The sequence below is a fragment of the Nesterenkonia populi genome (assembly GCF_007994735.1).
Lineage (GTDB): Bacteria > Actinomycetota > Actinomycetes > Actinomycetales > Micrococcaceae > Nesterenkonia > Nesterenkonia populi.
This window is the reverse complement of record NZ_VOIL01000001.1, coordinates 1,631,246-1,648,810: the sequence shown is the minus strand read 5'-3', so window position 1 is coordinate 1,648,810 and position 17,565 is coordinate 1,631,246. Positions and strand designations below refer to the sequence as shown.

The 17,565-nt window shown below is 68.3% G+C and carries 12 protein-coding genes; 6 read left to right on the top strand and 6 right to left on the bottom strand.

What is annotated here, in order from left to right; all coding sequences use genetic code 11:
• Positions 1-873, bottom strand: coding sequence for an ABC transporter permease (locus FWJ47_RS07570; RefSeq protein WP_147106348.1), 873 nt, complete (start codon positions 871-873; stop codon positions 1-3).
• Positions 870-1,835, bottom strand: coding sequence for an ATP-binding cassette domain-containing protein (locus FWJ47_RS07565; RefSeq protein ID WP_147106345.1), 966 nt, complete (start codon positions 1,833-1,835; stop codon positions 870-872). The genes FWJ47_RS07570 and FWJ47_RS07565 overlap by 4 nt, the downstream gene beginning before the upstream one ends.
• 106 nt (positions 1,836-1,941) lie before the next feature.
• Here FWJ47_RS07565 and FWJ47_RS07560 point away from each other — a divergent pair, with 106 nt between their 5' ends.
• From FWJ47_RS07560 to FWJ47_RS07550, 3 genes are read left to right on the top strand one after another with little or no spacing between them, the layout of a single operon-like run.
• Positions 1,942-2,682: a TetR/AcrR family transcriptional regulator C-terminal domain-containing protein gene (locus tag FWJ47_RS07560; protein ID WP_147106343.1), complete on the top strand. Its 741-nt coding sequence runs from the start codon at positions 1,942-1,944 to the stop codon at positions 2,680-2,682.
• Between the two features lie 29 nt (positions 2,683-2,711).
• Positions 2,712-5,096: an ATP-binding cassette domain-containing protein gene (locus tag FWJ47_RS07555; protein WP_147106342.1), complete on the top strand. Its 2,385-nt coding sequence runs from the start codon at positions 2,712-2,714 to the stop codon at positions 5,094-5,096.
• A gap of 45 nt (positions 5,097-5,141) precedes the next feature.
• Positions 5,142-6,182 carry an FAD-dependent oxidoreductase gene (locus tag FWJ47_RS07550; protein ID WP_147109138.1) on the top strand — a complete coding sequence of 347 codons (1,041 nt, stop codon included), beginning with the start codon at positions 5,142-5,144 and terminating at the stop codon, positions 6,180-6,182.
• A gap of 3 nt (positions 6,183-6,185) precedes the next feature.
• On the opposite strand, the gene FWJ47_RS07545 is transcribed toward FWJ47_RS07550, so the two are convergent.
• Positions 6,186-7,730 carry a deoxyguanosinetriphosphate triphosphohydrolase family protein gene (locus FWJ47_RS07545; RefSeq protein ID WP_147106335.1) on the bottom strand — a complete coding sequence of 515 codons (1,545 nt, stop codon included), beginning with the start codon at positions 7,728-7,730 and terminating at the stop codon, positions 6,186-6,188.
• A gap of 101 nt (positions 7,731-7,831) precedes the next feature.
• On the opposite strand from FWJ47_RS07545, the gene FWJ47_RS07540 reads away from it, so the two are divergent.
• The 3 genes from FWJ47_RS07540 to FWJ47_RS12340 all read left to right on the top strand — a co-directional run bounded on the left by FWJ47_RS07540 (position 7,832) and on the right by FWJ47_RS12340 (position 12,507).
• A complete protein-coding gene (locus FWJ47_RS07540; RefSeq protein ID WP_147106332.1) occupies positions 7,832-8,137 on the top strand; it encodes a DUF6504 family protein in 306 nt (101 codons plus the stop codon).
• Positions 8,138-8,149: 12 nt separating this feature from the next.
• The gene (locus FWJ47_RS07535) at positions 8,150-11,530 is read left to right on the top strand and encodes a DNA polymerase III subunit alpha (RefSeq protein ID WP_147106329.1); all 3,381 of its coding nucleotides are present in this window, start codon (positions 8,150-8,152) and stop codon (positions 11,528-11,530) included.
• Between the two features lie 212 nt (positions 11,531-11,742).
• Positions 11,743-12,507, top strand: coding sequence for a LysM peptidoglycan-binding domain-containing protein (locus FWJ47_RS12340; RefSeq protein ID WP_147106325.1), 765 nt, complete (start codon positions 11,743-11,745; stop codon positions 12,505-12,507).
• Here FWJ47_RS12340 and FWJ47_RS07525 read toward each other — a convergent pair.
• From FWJ47_RS07525 to leuS, 3 genes are all read right to left on the bottom strand, one after another.
• Positions 12,491-14,137: a ComEC/Rec2 family competence protein gene (locus FWJ47_RS07525; RefSeq protein WP_147106323.1), complete on the bottom strand. Its 1,647-nt coding sequence runs from the start codon at positions 14,135-14,137 to the stop codon at positions 12,491-12,493. The genes FWJ47_RS12340 and FWJ47_RS07525 overlap by 17 nt on opposite strands.
• Complete coding sequence (locus FWJ47_RS07520) at positions 14,121-14,885, bottom strand: ComEA family DNA-binding protein (RefSeq protein ID WP_147106320.1); 765 nt, start codon at positions 14,883-14,885, stop codon at positions 14,121-14,123. Before FWJ47_RS07520 ends, FWJ47_RS07525 begins: the two co-directional genes overlap by 17 nt.
• A gap of 109 nt (positions 14,886-14,994) precedes the next feature.
• On the bottom strand, positions 14,995-17,529 hold the full coding sequence (gene leuS / locus FWJ47_RS07515) for a leucine--tRNA ligase (RefSeq protein ID WP_147106317.1): 2,535 nt from the start codon (positions 17,527-17,529) through the stop codon (positions 14,995-14,997).
• Positions 17,530-17,565 lie beyond the last annotated feature (36 nt).

The following is a 17,565-nucleotide window of genomic DNA, read 5'->3' as shown; positions in this document are numbered from 1 at the left end:
CTACCTGCTGAGGTTCTGGAACTGGCGGACGGCCAGGGGAACGAAGACCGCCATGATCGCTGCGGGCCAGATGATCGCAGCCGCCACCGCATGGCCGTCGATCCAGTAGGAGGGCTCCAGAGACTCGATCCCTGGAGTCTCAAAGAGTTCGCGGATCGCTGTGGCAGTGGAGGACACCGGGTTCCAGGCCGCAATCGACCCGAGCCATCCGGGCATCATCTCCGGCGGGGTGAAGACTGAGGAGATGAACCCCAGCGGGAACGCCACGGCGAACAGCATCCCGGCGGTCTCTGTGTTCCTGATGCACAGACCCAGGCAGATGCCCACGAATATCAAAGCGAGCCGCAGCCATAGCAGCAGTGCGAAGGCGAGCAGGGTCGCAGTGAGGCTTCCGCCGGATCGCCAGCCGACGAGCAGCGCCACGCCGGCGATGATCGCCAGGTCCAAGGCAGCCCGAATGACATCGGAGAGCGCTCGGCCGGTCACCGGAGCGGAGACAGCCATCGGCATAGACCTGAACCGGTCCATGAAGCCCTTCTCCTTGTTGTGGGTGATGGCGTAGGCGGTGTCCATGAAGCCCAGGGCCATCGTCATGGCGAACATCCCGGGCATGGCGAAGTCCACATACCCTTCGCCGGCGCCCTGACCGGTGACGTCCATCGCGGAGCCGAAGACGTAGACGAACATGAGCACCATGACCACGGGGAAGCCGATCTGCCAGGCGAAGGTGGAGGGCTGGCGCAGCAGGTGGGTCAGCTCCTGCAGCACGATGGTCCAGCAGTCCCGTGCCGCCCACAGCATTCGCGACAATGCGCTCTCCTGGGCAGCTCCCTTCTGCTGCGGGGTCTGTTCCTGCTGTGCGCGGGTGCTCATACTGTCTCCTCGGGGGTCTTCGCCGCTGCTGCGGTCAGGTGCAGGAAGGCTTCATCCAGGGTGGGGCGGCGCAGGCCGATGTCGGCGACGTCGATTCCCGCTGCTCTGATCTCCACGGCGACGGCGGTCAGGGCAGAGACCCCGTCAGCCACCGGGACGCTCACACTGGCGCCAGCCTCCTCAGCGGAGGGCTCGACGCTGAGCGCACGCCTCACCAGATCTGTCAGGGCGCTCAGCTCTGCCGGGTCCGCAGCGACGATCTCCAGGCGCTCGTCGCCGATTCTGCGCTTCATCCCTGCGGGGGTGTCTTCGATGTAGTTCCTCCCCTGATCGATCACGCTGATCCTGTCGCAGAGCTTGTCCGCCTCATCCAGATAGTGGGTGGTCAGCAGCACCGTGGTGCCTGAGGCAGCCATGCTCCGCACCGCCTCCCAGACTTCGCGCCGTCCTGCCGGGTCCAAGCCGGTGGTGGGCTCGTCCAGGAAGAGCACCTCCGGGGCCAGGATCATCGAAGCGGCAAGGTCCAGCCGACGGCGCATGCCGCCGGAGAACTTCTTCGGCGAGCGGCCGGCGGCCTCGGCCAAGCCGAAGATCTCCAGCAGCTCGTCGGCGCGCCGGCGGGCCGCCCCCTTGTCCAGCCGGAAGAGCCTGCCGAACATGACCAGGTTCTGCCGGGCGGTCATCAAGTCATCCACAGCTGTCTGCTGACCGGTCAGCCCGATGCGGCGCCGGACCTCCCTGGGCTGCCGGGCCACGTCGAAGCCGGCCACACGGGCGCTGCCGCCGTCGGCCCCGGTGAGCGTAGAGAGGATGCGCACAGCAGTGGTCTTGCCCGCACCGTTGGGGCCGAGCAGACCGTGCACAGTCCCGCGGGGCACCTCAAGGTCGACCCCGTCGAGGGCGGTCTTGCTCTTATATCGCTTGACCAGGCCGGAGGCCTGGACAGCTGGTTCTGACGTCATCGCTGAGCCTTTCAAAATTATCAAGTACGTTGTACGTCGTACGATGCACGCAGAACTGTAGCGTACAGTGTCCGCAGAGGACAAGCAGCAGAGATCAGGAGCATCGATGAGCGAGCAGAACCCGCTGGCCAAGAGCCTCCAGCTCCTCTGGGAAGGCCTCCCAGAGCCCGAGAGGGGACCCAAGCCGAAGCTCACACTGAGCCAGATCGTCTCCGCCGGGATCGAGCTGGCCGACAACGACGGCCTGGAAGCGCTCTCCATGCGGAAGCTGTCTCAGAAGCTCGGCGTCGGCACCATGTCGCTCTACCGCTACGTGCCCTCCAAGACCGAGCTGATCCATCTGATGGTCGACGCGGTGGTGGGACCTTCATACGCCCGGCGCACCGCTCCGGCCCAAGGCTGGCGGCAGTTTCTGACCACCACCGCCTACGAAGCTCGGGGCATGTATCTGGAGCACCCCTGGGCCCTGCAGGCGAATTGGAGCCGACCGGTGCTCGGCCCCCACAGCGTGGCGGACCTGGACCTGTTCCTCACCGGCATCAAAGACCTCCCGCTGCGCGACCAGGAGAAGATGCACCTGGCCACAGTGGTGGACTCATATGTGCAAGGGACAGTGCGCCAGGAGCTGCTCTGGCTCAACGCCACCTCCGAGTCAGACATGACCGACGAGGAGTTCTGGAGCTATCAGCTCCCATGGCTCAGCCAAGCCATGACCTCCGGACGCTTCCCCGCCATGGCGCAGCTCCCCGAGGACACCTTCGACGGCACATGGGAAGAGACCTTCGACTTCGGCCTCCAGCTCATCCTCGACGGCCTGGATGCGCAGCTGACCCGTCGAACCGCCTGACCCTGCCCGCCCTGATCACTGGGAGTCCCATGCCTTCAGCAGCAGCCGCCGCCCCCATCTCCGAATCCATCCAGGTCCGCGGTGCCCGGGAGAACAACCTGCGCGGGGTCGACGTCGACATCCCCAAGCGAAGGCTGACCGTGTTCACCGGTGTCTCCGGGTCCGGAAAGTCTTCCCTAGTCTTCGGCACAGTGGCTGCCGAGTCCCGGCGGCTGATCAACGAGACCTATGACGCCTTCATCCAAGGGTTCATGCCCTCGATGTCCCGCCCGGAGGTCGAGGTCCTGGAGGGGCTGACCGCGGCGATCATCATCGATCAGGAGCGAATGGCCGCCAATCCGCGCTCCACGGTGGGAACCGCAACCGATGTGAACTCCATGCTGAGGATCCTCTTCAGCCGGTATGCCCGGCCGCAGCTGGGATCCCCGATGGCCTATTCCTTCAACGTGGCCTCCTCCTACGGCTCAGGAACCCGCACCAAAGCCGACGGCACTGAGGAGTCTGCCGGCTACAGCGTCACCGGCGGAATGTGCCTGCGCTGCGAAGGCCGCGGACAGGTCAACCAGATCGACCTCTCCCAGCTGGCGGATGAGACAAAATCCCTCAACGAAGGCGCGATCACCATCCCCGGCTACAAGCCCGGCGGCTGGTCCGTACGGTTCTACGCCGAATCCGGGTTCTTCGACCCCGACAAGCCGATCCGTGACTACACCGACCAGGAGCGTGAAGACCTCTTCCACCGCGAGGCCACCAAGGTGAACATCGCCGGGACCAACATGACCTTCCAGGGCCTGGTCCCAACGGTGAAGAAGTCCTTCCTGTCCAAGGACCGCGACGCGATGCAGCCGCATATCGGGGCCTTCGTGGACCGGGCAGTGACCTTCGCCGACTGCCCCGACTGCGGCGGCACCCGGCTGAGCAAGCAGACCCGCGCCTCCATGATCGCCGGCCGCAGCATCGCCGACCTCTGCGCCGTGCAGATCAGCGACCTCGCCGCCTGGTTCGAGCACCTCGACCCTGCCGCCGAGGGCCTGGCCGGAGCTGAGCCGCTGCTGGCCTCCCTCCGCGAGGCCCTGCAGAACTTCGTCACCATCGGCCTGGGCTACCTCTCCCTGGACCGGGCCTCCGGCACACTCTCAGGGGGCGAGGCGCAGCGGGTGAAGATGGTCCGCCACCTGGGCTCCTCACTCACCGATGTCACCTACGTCTTCGACGAGCCCACCGTCGGGCTGCACCCGCACGACGTCGCCCGCATGAACGAGCTGCTGCTGAAGCTGCGGGACAAAGGAAACACCGTCCTCGTCGTCGAGCACAACCCCGAGGTGATGGCCGTGGCCGATCACATCGTGGATATGGGCCCGGCTGCCGGCAGCCACGGCGGCGAGATCGTCTACACCGGCGACTGCCCCGGGCTGCGGGCCTCCAACACCCTCACCGGCCAGCACCTGGAGACCCGCCAGCAGCTCAAGGACACGCCCCGCACCCCCACCGGCGCCCTGGAGATCCGCGGCGCCAGCGCCCACAACCTGCGCAACATCGACCTCGACGTCCCCACCGGGGTGCTCGTAGCCGTCACCGGTGTGGCCGGCTCCGGCAAGAGCTCACTGATCCACGGCTCCCTCGCCCGCCGGGAGGGAGTGGTCGCCGTCGACCAAACGCCCATCCGCGGCTCCCGCCGCTCCAACCCGGCCACCTACACCGGGCTGCTGGATCCCATCCGCAAAGCCTTCGCCAAGGCCAACGGGGTCAAGCCCGCCCTGTTCAGCGCAAATTCCGAGGGCGCCTGCCCCCACTGCTGCGGCGCCGGGGTCATCCACCAGGACCTCGGCATCATCTCCGGGCTCTCCACCGTCTGCGAGGAGTGCCAGGGCCGCCGCTTCCAGGACGCGGTGCTCGAGTACCGGCTGGACGGCAGGAACATCGCCGAAGTGCTGGCCATGCCCGTGGAGGAGGCGCTGACCTTCTTCAGCGGCGAAGCCGACGGCAGGACTGAGGCACGCATCCCGGCCGCCCAGAAGATCCTCACCCGCCTGGCGGAGGTCGGGCTCGGATACCTCACCCTCGGCCAGCCGCTGAGCACCCTCTCCGGCGGCGAGCGCCAGCGCCTCAGGCTGGCCGTCGAGATCGGATCCGAGGCGGCGACCATCATCCTGGACGAACCCAGCGCCGGCCTGCACATGGCTGACACCGACCGGCTCATCAGCATGCTGGAGAAGATCGTGGAGGCCGGGCGCACTGTGCTCGTCATTGAGCACAGTCTGGACGTGATCTCTCGGGCGGACTGGATCATCGACGTCGGCCCCGGGGCCGGGCACGACGGCGGCCGGGTCGTCTTCTCCGGCACCCCGACCGACCTCCTCGCCGCAGAAGACTCGCTGACCGGCACCCACCTGAGCAGGCACCATGGCCGCTGAGCCCCAGGACATCGGCGAGCGGCCCGAGGCGAGCCCCGGGCAGTGATGCAGCGCCGCGTCGATGTTGCCGTGATCGGGGCCGGGCAGGCTGGGCTCTCTGCCGGATACCACCTGCAGCGCAGCGGCCTGGAGTTTGTCATGCTCGACGCCGAACACTCCCCCGGCGGGGCCTGGCAGCACCGGTGGGAATCGCTGCGCATGGAGACCATCAACGGAATCTTCGACCTGCCCGGGCTCCCCAAACCCCCGATCGACGACGCCGAGCCCAGCCGCACCGCCGTTCCCCGATACTTCGCCGACTTCGAACGCGCCATGGGCCTGCCGATCCGCAGGCCCGTGCAGGTGCACAGTGTGAGCGAAGCAGACAGCGGCGAGCTGACAGTGCGCACTGATGACAGCACCTGGACCGCACGGGCCGTCATCAACGCCACCGGCACCTGGAGCAGCCCGGTGCTGCCGGAGCTCCCCGGCAGCGACAGCTTCCGGGGCCGGCAGCTGCACACCCGGGACTACGTCTCTGCGGAGGATCTGGCCGGCCGCCGGGTCGCCGTCGTCGGCGGCGGCATCTCCGCGGTGCAGCTGCTGGCGGAGATCTCCCGCACCGCCGCCACCTTCTGGTACACCCGCCGGGAGCCCGTTTTCCAGGAGGAAGGCTTCCGCCCAGAGGTGGAGGGCCGGCAGACCATCGAGAAAGTCACCGCCGCGGCTGAGGCAGGACTGCCCGCCCGCAGCATCGTCTCCTACACCGGGCTGGTGTGGACCCCCTACGCCCGGGACGCCGCCGCGCGCGGAGCCCTCAGCCGCAGGCCGATGTTCGCCCGGATCGAGCCCCGAGGGGTGCGGGAGGCCGACGGCAGCCTCACCACAGTGGACACCATCCTCTGGGCCACCGGCTTCCGCCCCTCCCTGGCCCACCTGGAACCGCTGAACCTCGTCAATGAGCAGGGCGGGGTCGCGGTCCGCGGCACCGAGGTCCGGGCCGATCCGCGCATCCACCTCATCGGATTCGGGCCCTCGCAGTCCACGGTGGGCGCCAACCGGGCAGGGCGCGAAGCGGTGCGGAGGCTGCTGAAGCGGCTCGGCTGAGCCCTACAGCCCCTGCCCGGCGTCCCAGAGGCGCTCGGAGGTCCCGGCCAGGAGCCCGTCCAACGAGGTCGCCTGCGCGTCGGTGAGGGAGGCGACATAGTCGATGATGCCGCGGCCCTGAGCCTTGCGCATCAGAGTGGGCTCATCGGCGGCGTCGAGCAGCTCCGGGGATTCCTTCCGCAGCGCAAGCATGTCCTCGGCGGCCAGCTCCACCAGGTCCAGCAGCCGGCGCGGAGCGCGCCGGGCATCGTCCTCATCCTCCAGCCAGGCGGAGAATCCCAGCACCAGACGTTCGATGAGGCGGGCCTGGCCTCGCTGGTAGACGGTGAGGTCTGCCCGGCCGAGGATGAACCGCTGGTGAAGGAACTTCAGCACCGCCACCTCGTGCCAGGCCTGCTGGTTGAGGCTGACGTGCCCGGAGCGGATGTGCGGCTCAGCGTGCAGCTCCACAGAGCTCTGCAGGTGGTTGATCCACCCGGCGGTGAAGGTCGCCAGGGCACGCTCCGCCTCCCGGGACCCGTCGAAGGGAGACATCAGCAGCCCCTCCACCACGCCCTCGGAGACACGTTCGACGGCGTGGAGGAACGCCTCAGCGTCAGCGATCCACGGGTCCTTGCGCTGCAGCTGCCGCCACAGCAGCTCCAGGGAGTGCCCCGGGGTGCGGGCGCTCCGCCGCAGCTCGGCCTCAGCAGCGGCGCAGAGCTCCCCGCGCGCCTCTTTCCAGGCCCCGAACTCCGCGGAGATCGCTGTCTGGTTCAGCAGCCCCGCCCGGTAGAAGTCATCCAGGTCATGCAGGGAGTAGGCGATGTCGTCGGCGGTGTCCATCACCGAGCACTCCACGGTCTGCTGGTGCTGGCTGATGCTCGGATAGGCCGCCCGGGCCTCGTGCATGCTGTGCAGGTCCAGGGTATAGACGGCGAACTTGCGGGCGCCCCCGCCGCCGGGGTCCGGAGAGAGCCCGCGCGGGGTCTCCGGGCCGCCCGGCCGGCCGATGCCCTCAGCCCGGATCCACGGGTACTTCAGCACGGCCGAGCGCACCGCCGCGGTGAGGTTCAGGCCCGCGCCGTCGCGGTCGTACTCGTCCAGCCGGGTGAGGATCCGGAAGGACTGGGCGTTGCCCTCGAACCCCTCTGCCAGCCCGAAGTGCTCCCTGGCCAAACGGTCCAAGGCCTGCTCCCCCAGGTGCCCGAAGGGCGGGTGCCCCACATCATGGGCGCAGGCCGCCGCCTGCACCACCACCGGATGGCAGCCGCCGAGGGAGTCCAGCAGCTCACCGGTGCGGCCCCCTTCTGCGGAGAGTCCGACGGCGATCGCCCGGGCCACCGCCGCGACCTTCAGGGAATGGGTGAGCCGGTTGTGGATCGCCATGCCCGCCCCGGTCTGAGAGATGACCTGGGTGACGGCGGAGAGCCGCGAAAAGTACGGGGAGAACCGGATCCGCTCCAGATCCGCGCGGAAGTCCGGCCAGCGCTCCAGCTGCTGGGCGGCATCCAGGGCCTCGGGGACCCGGCGGGCAGTGCGCTGATCTTCGGCAGGGGCGGCATGCATGAACCCACCCTATGCGCAGGGGCAGGCCGTGCCTGTTCGGATGTCAGGCGAAGGTCTTACACTCTCTATTCGAAACTATGTTCGACGATGGAGATGTTCCTATGACTGCCGTTCCGGACTCGCAGGCCCAGCAGCCCATGGCGGCCGTGCGCACCAGCGCCTCCGGCGCCCCCGCGGAGTTCGAGTACGCCGGACGGCGCTTCCGGGTCTGCGCGCGCCCCATCCCGTGGATAGACCGGTGGGCCTGGTGGGAGACCGCCCGCCGGGCCCCGGCCGGAAAGTCAGCTCACCTGCTGGACCGGCCCATGTGGCAGGTGCAGGCGGCCGCCGAGGACGGCGAGATCCTCATCTTTGACCTGGCCGCCTCCCCCGACCTGCTGTGGCCGGTCACGGCCATCTACGACTGAGAGGCCGAGGCCGTGCGATTCACTCATCTTCATGCCGCCAGCGAGCTCTCCGCCCACCACGGCACCGCTCGGCCTGAGGACCTGGTGCAGGCAGCGGCCGCCCAGGGCGCGGAGGCCGCTGCGATCACCGACCGGGACGGGCTCTACGGGGCGGTCCGGCACATCCGAGCCTGCCTGGAGGCCGGGATCGCCCCGATCGTGGGGGCAGGCCTGCAGGTCCGCGAGAAGCCCCGCAGGGACGCTGAGGCTCCCCCGCCCTCGGAGGTCACCGTGCTCGCCCACGGCCATAACGACGGCGCGGGCTGGGCGGGCCTGGCCCGGCTGATCTCCTCCGCCCACGCGCCCAGACGCGGAGCACGACGGCGCACTGCCGGTCCTCACGGGTCAGCCCATCGGGAGGCGTTCATCGATAAGCGCCGCCCGGCCATCTTCCTCCAGGACGAGTCCGGGCCCACCGGGACCGTGCTGCTGGGGCCCGGCTCCGATGTGGGGCAGGCGGTGCTGGCCGGAGAGCCCTCCGCCGCGGAGAGGCTGCTGGGCGAATGGTGCGATCTGATGCCCGGCGGAACGGCGGTGGAGATCGTCTGCCACAGCACCCAGCCCGGCCGGCCCGGAAGCCTCCGGCACGCCGCCGGCATGATGCGGCTCGCCCACGCCCACGGAGTCCCGGCGGTGCTGACCAACGCGGTTCGCTACCTGCAGCCGGATGATGCCCTCACCGGGGATGTGCTCGACGCCGCAGCGCACCTGCTGCCGCTGGGCCGCTTCTCACCCCAGCCCAACGGGCAGGCCTGGCTGAAGCCGCCTGAGCAGATGCACCAGCTGGCCCTCACCCTCGCCGAGCATGCCGGGCTTGGCCGGGAGCAGGCGATCGACATGCTCTCGGCCACCGAACGCCTCGCAGAGGCCTGCCGACTCGACCCCCAGGCCGACCTGCGGTGGCGGCAGCCCAAAGTCCCCGAGCTGGAGGTCCTCGGCGTTGAGGACGATCCCGCCCAGGTGCTGGCTGAGAGGTGCCGGGCCGCCGTCCCAGAACGCTACCCGCACACCGCCGGGCAGCAGCTCGCTGAGGTGCAGGCCCGCCTCCAGACGGAGCTGGCCACCATCATAGAGTTCGGGTTCAGCACCTACTTCCTGGCGGTCGCGGACGTGGTGGACATGATCCGCAGCATGGGGGTCCGCGCCCAGGCCCGCGGCTCCGGGGCCGGCAGCCTGGTCAACTACCTGCTGCGGGTCTCCAACGTGGACCCCATAGAGCACGAGCTGCTCTTCGAACGCTTCCTGGGGAGCGTCCGCAGCACCCTGCCCGATATTGACGTGGACATCGAGTCCGCCCGCCGGCATGAGGTCTACACAGCGATCTTCGAACGCTACGGCCGCGACCGGGTCACCCTGCTGTCCATGCAGAACCGCTACCGGGCCCGCGGGGCGGCCCGCGATGCTGGGCTCGCGCTCGGGCTGGCCGAGGAGCGGATCGACCAGATCGCCGAGAGCCTATGGAGGTTCAACGCCCGCGAGTTCCGGCAGGTGCTCGACGCCAAGCCCGAGCTGCGCGACGTCGCCGAGCTGGTCTCAGCCGAACCGCAGGTGGACCTGCTGGTGGACCTCACCGAACGCCTCGACCGACTCCCCCGGCACATCTCCATGCACTCCTGCGGGGTGATCCTCGGGGATGCGGGGCTGCTCTCGACCACTCCCACCCAGCCCTCCGGCATCGGCCTGCCGATGAGCCAGTTCGACAAGGACGACATCGACGACATGGGGCTGCTGAAGCTCGACGTCCTCGGGGTGCGGATGCAGTCGACCATGGCCTACGCCGTCGATGAGATCCAACGGGTCAACGGCCCCGCCGCCGCCTTGGAGGGCGGGCTGGACGCCGATGCCCCCTACGTCTCCCCCGAGGGACGGGTGGACCTGGACTCTCTGCCCAAGGACGACGAGGCGACCTTCGAAGCCATCCGCACCACCCACACACTGGGAATGTTCCAGATCGAATCCCCCGGGCAGCGGGAGCTCATCGGCAAGCTTCAGCCGGACCGGTATGAAGACCTCATCGCCGACATCTCCCTCTTCCGGCCCGGCCCGATGAAGGCAGACATGGTGACCCCGTTCGTGGAGCGCAAGCACGGCTTCGCCCGCATGGACTATCTTCACCCGCGCTTCGCTCCCTTCCTGCAGGACTCCTACGGGGTGGTGCTCTACCACGAGCATGTGCTGCGGATCCTCTCCGACACCATGGAGGTCTCCCTGGCGGAGGCCGACGAGCTGCGCCGTCGTCTGGAGAAGGACGCCGGCCAGATCGAAGAGGAGTTCCGCCGTCGCACCGCCGAGAACCCGCAAGACGGCGGACCTCGGGTCTTCAGCGACGCTGAGATCGATCGGATCTGGGAGGCGCTGCGCAGCTTCGGCAGCTTTGGGTTCTGCAAGGCGCACGGGGCCGCCTTCGCCCTGCCCACCTACCAGTCCGCCTGGCTGAAGACCCACTACCCGGTGGAGTTCCTCACCGCGATCTTCGAGCACGACCCCGGCATGTACCCGCGGCGGCTGCTGATGGCCGAGGCCCGCAGGATGCGCATCCCCCTGCTGGGGATCGGCATCAACACCTCCGAGGCCGGATACCGCACCGAACGGGTCAGCGCCGAGGAGAAGGGAATCCGGCTGGGCCTGCGGGACATCCGCGGCATCACTGAGGCCGAGATCGCCCGGATCATCGAGCACCGGCCCTACTCCTCCATCCATGAGGTTCACCAGCGGGCCAAGCCTTCCCGCGCACTGATGATGCGGCTGGCCAAGCTGGGCGCCTTCGACAGTCTGAGCGCTGAGGAGCACACCAGCACCCGCGGCAGCATCATCACCTATGTGCGGCAGCTGACTGCCGCCCCGCGCAGAAGCGCCGCCCCGGATGACCCGGCTCAGCCGCAGCTGTTCGAAGAGGCAGCCCTGATGGACGCCTCCGTGCCGGACCCGACCGCCGGTGAGACCACCGCCGAGGAGCTGCGGGAGCTCTCCGCAGAGGTGAGCGAGCACGTGATCGAGACCTACCGCCCGCTGCTGCAGGAGCTGGGGGTCACCCCCGCCGCGGAGCTGCTGAACACCCGGAACAACACCGAGGTCCTGGTGGCGGGGATGCGAGTGGCCACCCAGACCCCGCCGATGCGCTCAGGCAGGCGCACCGTGTTCATCAGCCTCGACGACGGCACCGGGTGCGCGGACACCGCGTTCTTCGAGGAAGCCCAGGAGAGGACCGGGCCGCTGCTGTTCGGCACCCGGCTGATGATCATCCGCGGCCGCACTCGCCGCACAGGGGCCCGCGGGGTCTCCCTGCACGCCGAGGAAGCCTGGGACCTTAAGCACATGTGGAACGAATGGCAGCGGAACGGTGCTCCCCTCTGAGATTCACAGCTTTCTCACATAAAAGAAGGTCACAGGTTGATAACAAGCCTCCATCCGCATGATTCCGGGGTTTTTGCCCTCTTTTACCGCATTGCGGAGCGTTTGACGCAACCGAATTGAGACATTTCAATGGTCTACGAACAACCCGTGACCTGGGTGTGACCCAGGCCTTCCCATTCCGTTCACCCCTGTTTGAGGAAACAAAGAACACTATGCAGACTTCCAAGCACTCCACTTTCAAGAAGTTCGTCGGCGGAGGCATCGCCGCAGCAGCTATCTCCGGCGGCGCCATCGTGGCCCAGGCACCCGTGGCCAACGCCCAGAGCGACTGGGACCGCCTCGCCGAGTGCGAGTCCAACGGCAACTGGTCCATCAACACCGGCAACGGCTTCTACGGCGGACTGCAGTTCATGAAGTCCACCTGGGACTCCATGGGCGGCCAGCAGTACGCCGAGTACCCCCACCAGGCCTCCCGTGAGCAGCAGATCGCTGTGGCCACCGAGCTGCAGTCCCGCTACGGCTGGGGCCAGTGGCCCGCCTGCTCCGCGAGCCTGGGCCTCTCCGGCTCCCCCAGCGGCGGCGGCTCCTCCGCTCCCTCCAACGGCGGCGAGCAGACCCAGCAGCAGGAGGCTCCCCAGCAGTCCCAGCAGGAGTCCGCTCCGCAGCAGCAGAGCGAGCCTCAGCAGCAGGAGCAGGAGGTTGAGACTCAGCCCGAGCCGCAGCCGGAGCCGGAGCCCCAGCAGGAGCAGCCCCAGTCCAACGGCTACTCCGCTGCCTCCTCCGCTGAGCCGAACACCGATGTTGAGGTCTCCGATGAGACCTACACCATCCAGTCCGGCGACACCCTGGCCGGCATCGCCGACGAGCTCGGACTCGAGTGGACCGACCTGTGGGGCGCCAACACCGACCTGCTCGAGGACCCCAACCTGATCTACGTGGGCGACGAGCTGAAGCTCCCCGTCACTGACGAGGGCTGATCACCGCAGCCACCGCCCCGGCCACCGCAGCCAGGGTGGCCGCCTCCCAGGACCGTGGTGCTCTCCCCTCAATGAGCAGGCGTGAGAGCACCACGGAGCCTGTCAGGTAGATCAGAACCAGCACGGCGCCCATCGGCCCCTCCGGCCAGGGCGCCAACGCCTGCGGAAGGCCTGCCGCTGTGCGGCCGATCACCGCTATCGCTGCAGCCGGAAAGCCCGCCGCCCACAGCAGCGCCTGGCTCACCCACGGCAGAGTGGTGGAGAGCACAGCCGCCAGGGTCCCCGGCACGGTCACGAACGGCAGCAGCGGACCGGCAGCAATGTTCGCCGGGATGCTGTAGGTGTTCACCCCCGCCGCGATCGGCAGCAGCACCGGGGTCACGAACAGCTGCGATGAGGCCGCCAGTGCCAGAGGCCCGGCGATGATCCCCGGCATACGGCGCTCGAAGATCTCCTTCATCCGCTGTCCCGTCAGCACGATCCCGGCGGTTGCGGTCACGCTCAGCTGAAAGGCCGGCTCCGTGCTGAAGTACGGGTCGTAGAGCAGCAGGATCACGACGCACAGGCACAGCAGGGCCGAGGAGGTTCTCCCGCGCCCGGCAAAGACCGCCAACGCTCCGATGCTCCCCATCACCGCGGCACGGATCACGCTCGGCGCGGGCTGCACCAGCAGCACGAAGAGCACCAGTCCCAGCACGATCAGCACCGGCGAGCACCACCGCGGCAGCCGGAGGATTCTGATCAGCCCGAGCAGCGCGCCCACGATGAGTGAGCAGTGAGTCCCTGAGACCACTGTCATATGGGACAGCCCTGAGATGTGCATCGACTCGGCGAGATCCTCATCCATCACGGTCCGGTCACCCAGGATCACCCCCGGCAGCAGGCCCGGCGCATCAGCGACCGTTGAGCGTGAGGCTTCCTTAGTGGCCGATCGCAGCTCGTTGAAAACCCCGGTGAACTGTGACCAGCTGTCCTCAGGAAGCTGGTCCATACCCTCCCAGTCCGGGAAGATGAGCGCCGTTGCCCTCTCTCCCAGGTCCGTCGGCGCGGTGCGCACCACCCCGCTGTACCGCTGCCCGGCCTCAAACATCCAGCTCGGGTGGGTGCCGAAGGGCACCTGAGCGATCAGGACGGCCTCCGCGTCCACCTGTGCCCCCGACTCATTCCCAGACAGCTGCGCCTCAGCCACCACGGCACGCACCAGAATGCGCTGCTGCCCGCCCCATCCCGGATCAGCCAACGGCCGCACGTCCTCCGTGACGCGCAGAACTACATCCATCTCAGCGCGGGACTCCACCGCCTCTGCCCACCCCGACTCCTCATGAGCCCCGACCGCCAAGGCCGCCTGGGCGCAGACCGCTGCGGCGAGCACAGCGCAGAAGACCCACTGCACACCCAGGACGCGCCAACGTCCCGAACCGGCGCCGAAGGCCAGCACCCCGGCCGCCGCGGCCGTCGCTGCCAGCAGCCCGGCGAGCCGCCAGCCCTCATCGGCAGGCAGATGCACCGCTCCCAAAGCGGCAGCAAAGACCACTGCGGCCGCCGGAAGCAGCCGCAGGTCCAGCGCACGGCGCTCCCTGCCAGCCGGTTGGGCCTCCGACTCCTCCGCTGCTTCACCAGGTGACGTCATCGGCGATGTTCTCAAGGACAGCGGGCCCAATGCCGCTGACCTGCCCGATGTCCTCCAGCGACTCGAAGGGACCGCTGCCCTCCCGGTGAGAGATGATCCGCTCAGCCAGCGCCGGCCCGATGCCGGTCAGCTGCTCCAGGACGGAAGCCTCAGCGGTGTTGATATTGATCGGCCCTGCACCGTCCCCCTCTGAAGCATCCGTGGTCCCCGCAGGAGGTGCACTGCCCTCATCGAGCTCCGCCTGGGTCGGGATCCACAGATGACTTCCGTCCTCAGCGACCGCGGCAAGGTTCACCCCCGCAGCGGCGGCCTCTTCGGTCAGCCCGCCCGCGGATTCCACTGCGTCCAGCACACGCGCGTCCGCCGGGAGCTCCACCACCTGAGGCTCCCCGACTGCCCCGGTGACGTGGACGAGCAGCGTCTCTGAAGCCGCGTCATCAGGATTCCCGGCCTCAGCGCTCTCATGATCGGAGGGGTGCTGCGCCTCCGGAGGCTCCGGAAGCTCCTCCGCGGAGGCCCCGGCTCCAGAGGGCGCGGAGAGCCAGGCGACGCCGAACCAGGTCAGCACGCCCGCGAGCACCACCAGCACCGCGCCCAACCGCAGGCGCACGCGTGCCGGCCCCCGGTGAGCTTGGGCGCGTTCGGCCCGCAGGCGGTCCCGCCGGGTGCTCAGCCGGTCGAATTCATCGTCGTACTCGGCGTCATCGCCAGCATCCGGGCCGTGCAGAACATCCTCAAAGCGCTCCATGACGCCACGCTAGGCACTTCCAGCGCCGTGCCGCGCCCACGCCGATCCGCCCGTGGAGGCCTCGGGATGCCGTGCCCCGCAGGCGAACGGCTGTGGAAGAGGGAGCCCGTCAGCCGGTGACGACGTTCACCAGCTTCGGAGCGCGCACAATCACCTTGCGCACGCCGCCGTCAGCCTCGATGTAGCCCTGAATCTTCGGCAGCGCCAGCGCCTGAGCCTCGAGCTCCTCAGCGGTGATGTCCGCGGGAACCTCGAGCTTGTCGCGCAGCTTTCCCTTGACCTGCACCACAGCAGTGACGGTGTCCTGCACCAGCAGCGACTCGTCATAGGTCGGCCAGGCGGAGTTGGCCACGGAAGGCTCATGGCCGAGCATCGTCCACATGTCCTCTGCGGTGTAGGGCGCCACCAGGGAGAGGATCTGAGCTGCAGTCTCAGCAGCCTCCCGGACAGCAGGGTCACCGGGCCCGCCGCCGCTGTCTATCTCCTTACGGGCAGCGTTGACCAGCTCCATAAGCCGGGCGATGACCACATTGTACCGCTGGGCCTCGAGCAGCTGCTCAGCGTCCGCGATGGTGCGGTGGGTGACCGCGCGCAGCCCGCCAGCGCCCTCAGAACGGTCCGCCCCGGGCGCGCTGCTGACTTCCTGGGCCAGCCGCCACGCTCGCGCCAGGAACTTGGCCGCTCCCGAGGGGCTCACGTCCGCCCAGTCGACATCATCCTCCGGCGGGGAGGCGAAGATCATGGTCAGGCGCACGGCGTCGACTCCGTAGGCGTCCAGCTGCTCGGCCAGGTCCACCCCGTTGCCCAAAGACTTAGACATCGCTTTGCCGCCGTTGAGGACCTGCCCCTGGTTCATCAGGGCTTTGAACGGCTCGGTGAAGCTCACCAGGCCCATGTCATAGAGGACCTTGGTGAAGAACCGGGAGTAGAGCAGGTGCAGGATGGCGTGCTCAACACCGCCGACGTACTGGTCCACCGGAAGAAACCGGTTCACAGTCTCGGTGCTGAAGACCTCGTCCTCGCTGTTCGGGGACAGATACCGCATGTAGTACCAGGAGGAGTCCACGAAGGTGTCCATGGTGTCCGTGTCCCGGCGGGCAGGCCTGCCGCAGGCGGGGCAGTCCACGTTCACCCAATCCTCCAGGCTCGCCAGGGGCGATTTGCCCTTCGGCGCGAGCTCCTCACCGCGGACATCGGTGGGCAGCCTCACCGGAAGCTGGTCCTCGGGCACGGGGACCTCGCCGCATGCTTCGCAGTGAATGATCGGGATGGGTGCGCCCCAGAACCGCTGCCGTGAGAGCAGCCAGTCACGCAGGCGATAGTTGACCTTCGCCTCCCCCAGCCGCCGGCCGGAGAGCACCTCAATGGCCCTCTCGATGGCCTCAGCTTTGGCCAGTCCCTCCCACTCCGGGGAGTTGACGAGGGTGCCCTCACCCGCTGCGGCGGCGCCGGCGGCTGAAGGGTGCTCCTCGCCGGTGTCCACCACGACCCTCACGTCCAGCCCCATGGCCTGAGCGAACTCGAGGTCGCGCTGGTCGTGGGCGGGCACGCCCATCACCGCGCCGGTGCCGTAGTCGGCCAGCACATAGTCGGAGGCCCAGATGGGCAGCTTCTCACCGGTCAGCGGGTGAATGGCGTACCGGCCGAGGAAGACGCCGGTGCGCTCCCGGTCGGCAGACTGCCGCTCGATCTCGGTGACGCTGCCCAGGCCCGCCCGGTACTCCTCCAGCTCGGCGCGGTGGGCATCGATGACCAGCTCGGAGGCAAGCTCAGCATCGGCGGCGACCACCATGAAGGTCACCCCGTAGAGGGTGTCCGGCCGGGTGGTGAAGACATCGGTCTGGGTTTCTGCCATCTCACCGGCGGCCTCGATGGTGTAGCTGACGGAGGCGCCGGTGGATCGGCCGATCCAGTTGCGCTGCATCGCAAGGACCCGCTCGGGCCAAGCGCCCTGCAGCTGCTCCATGTCGTCGAGCAGACGGTCCGCGTAGTCGGTGATCTTGAAGTACCACTGGTTCAGGGACTTCTTGGTGACCGGGGTCTTGCAGCGTTCGCAGACGCCGTCGCCGATGACCTGCTCGTTGGCGAGCACCGTCTGGCAGGACGGGCACCAGTTGACCGGCGAGTCCTTCCGGTATGCCAGGCCCTGCTCGTAGAACTTCAGGAAGAGCCACTGGGTCCACCGGTAGTAGGACTGGTCCGACGTGTGCAGGCGGGTGGACCAGTCCGTGCTGATCCCGTACCGCTTGAAGCTGGCGGCCTGGGTGTCGATGTTCCGGTAGGTCCACTCGGCAGGGTGGGCGTTGTTCTTGATGGCGGCGTTCTCCGCGGGCAGGCCGAAGGAGTCCCAGCCGATCGGGTGCAGCACGTTGAAGCCGCGCAGCCGGGCGTACCGGGCCGGCACATCCCCGATGGCGAAGGCCTCCGCATGACCCATGTGAAGATCCCCGGACGGGTAGGGGAACATGTCGCAGACATACTTGGTGGGGCGGGACAGGTCCTCAAGGTCCGCGGCGAAGGTGCCGTCCTCATCCCAGAACGGCAGCCAGCGGGCCTCGATCTCCTGGAAGTCGTAGCTCTTCTTCTGGCCGTCGGGCTGAACGTCTGCGGCAGTTTCGGACACCGTGAGGGCACCTTCGATCATCGGGGGACAGCGGAACCTGACCAGTCTAAGCGGCCG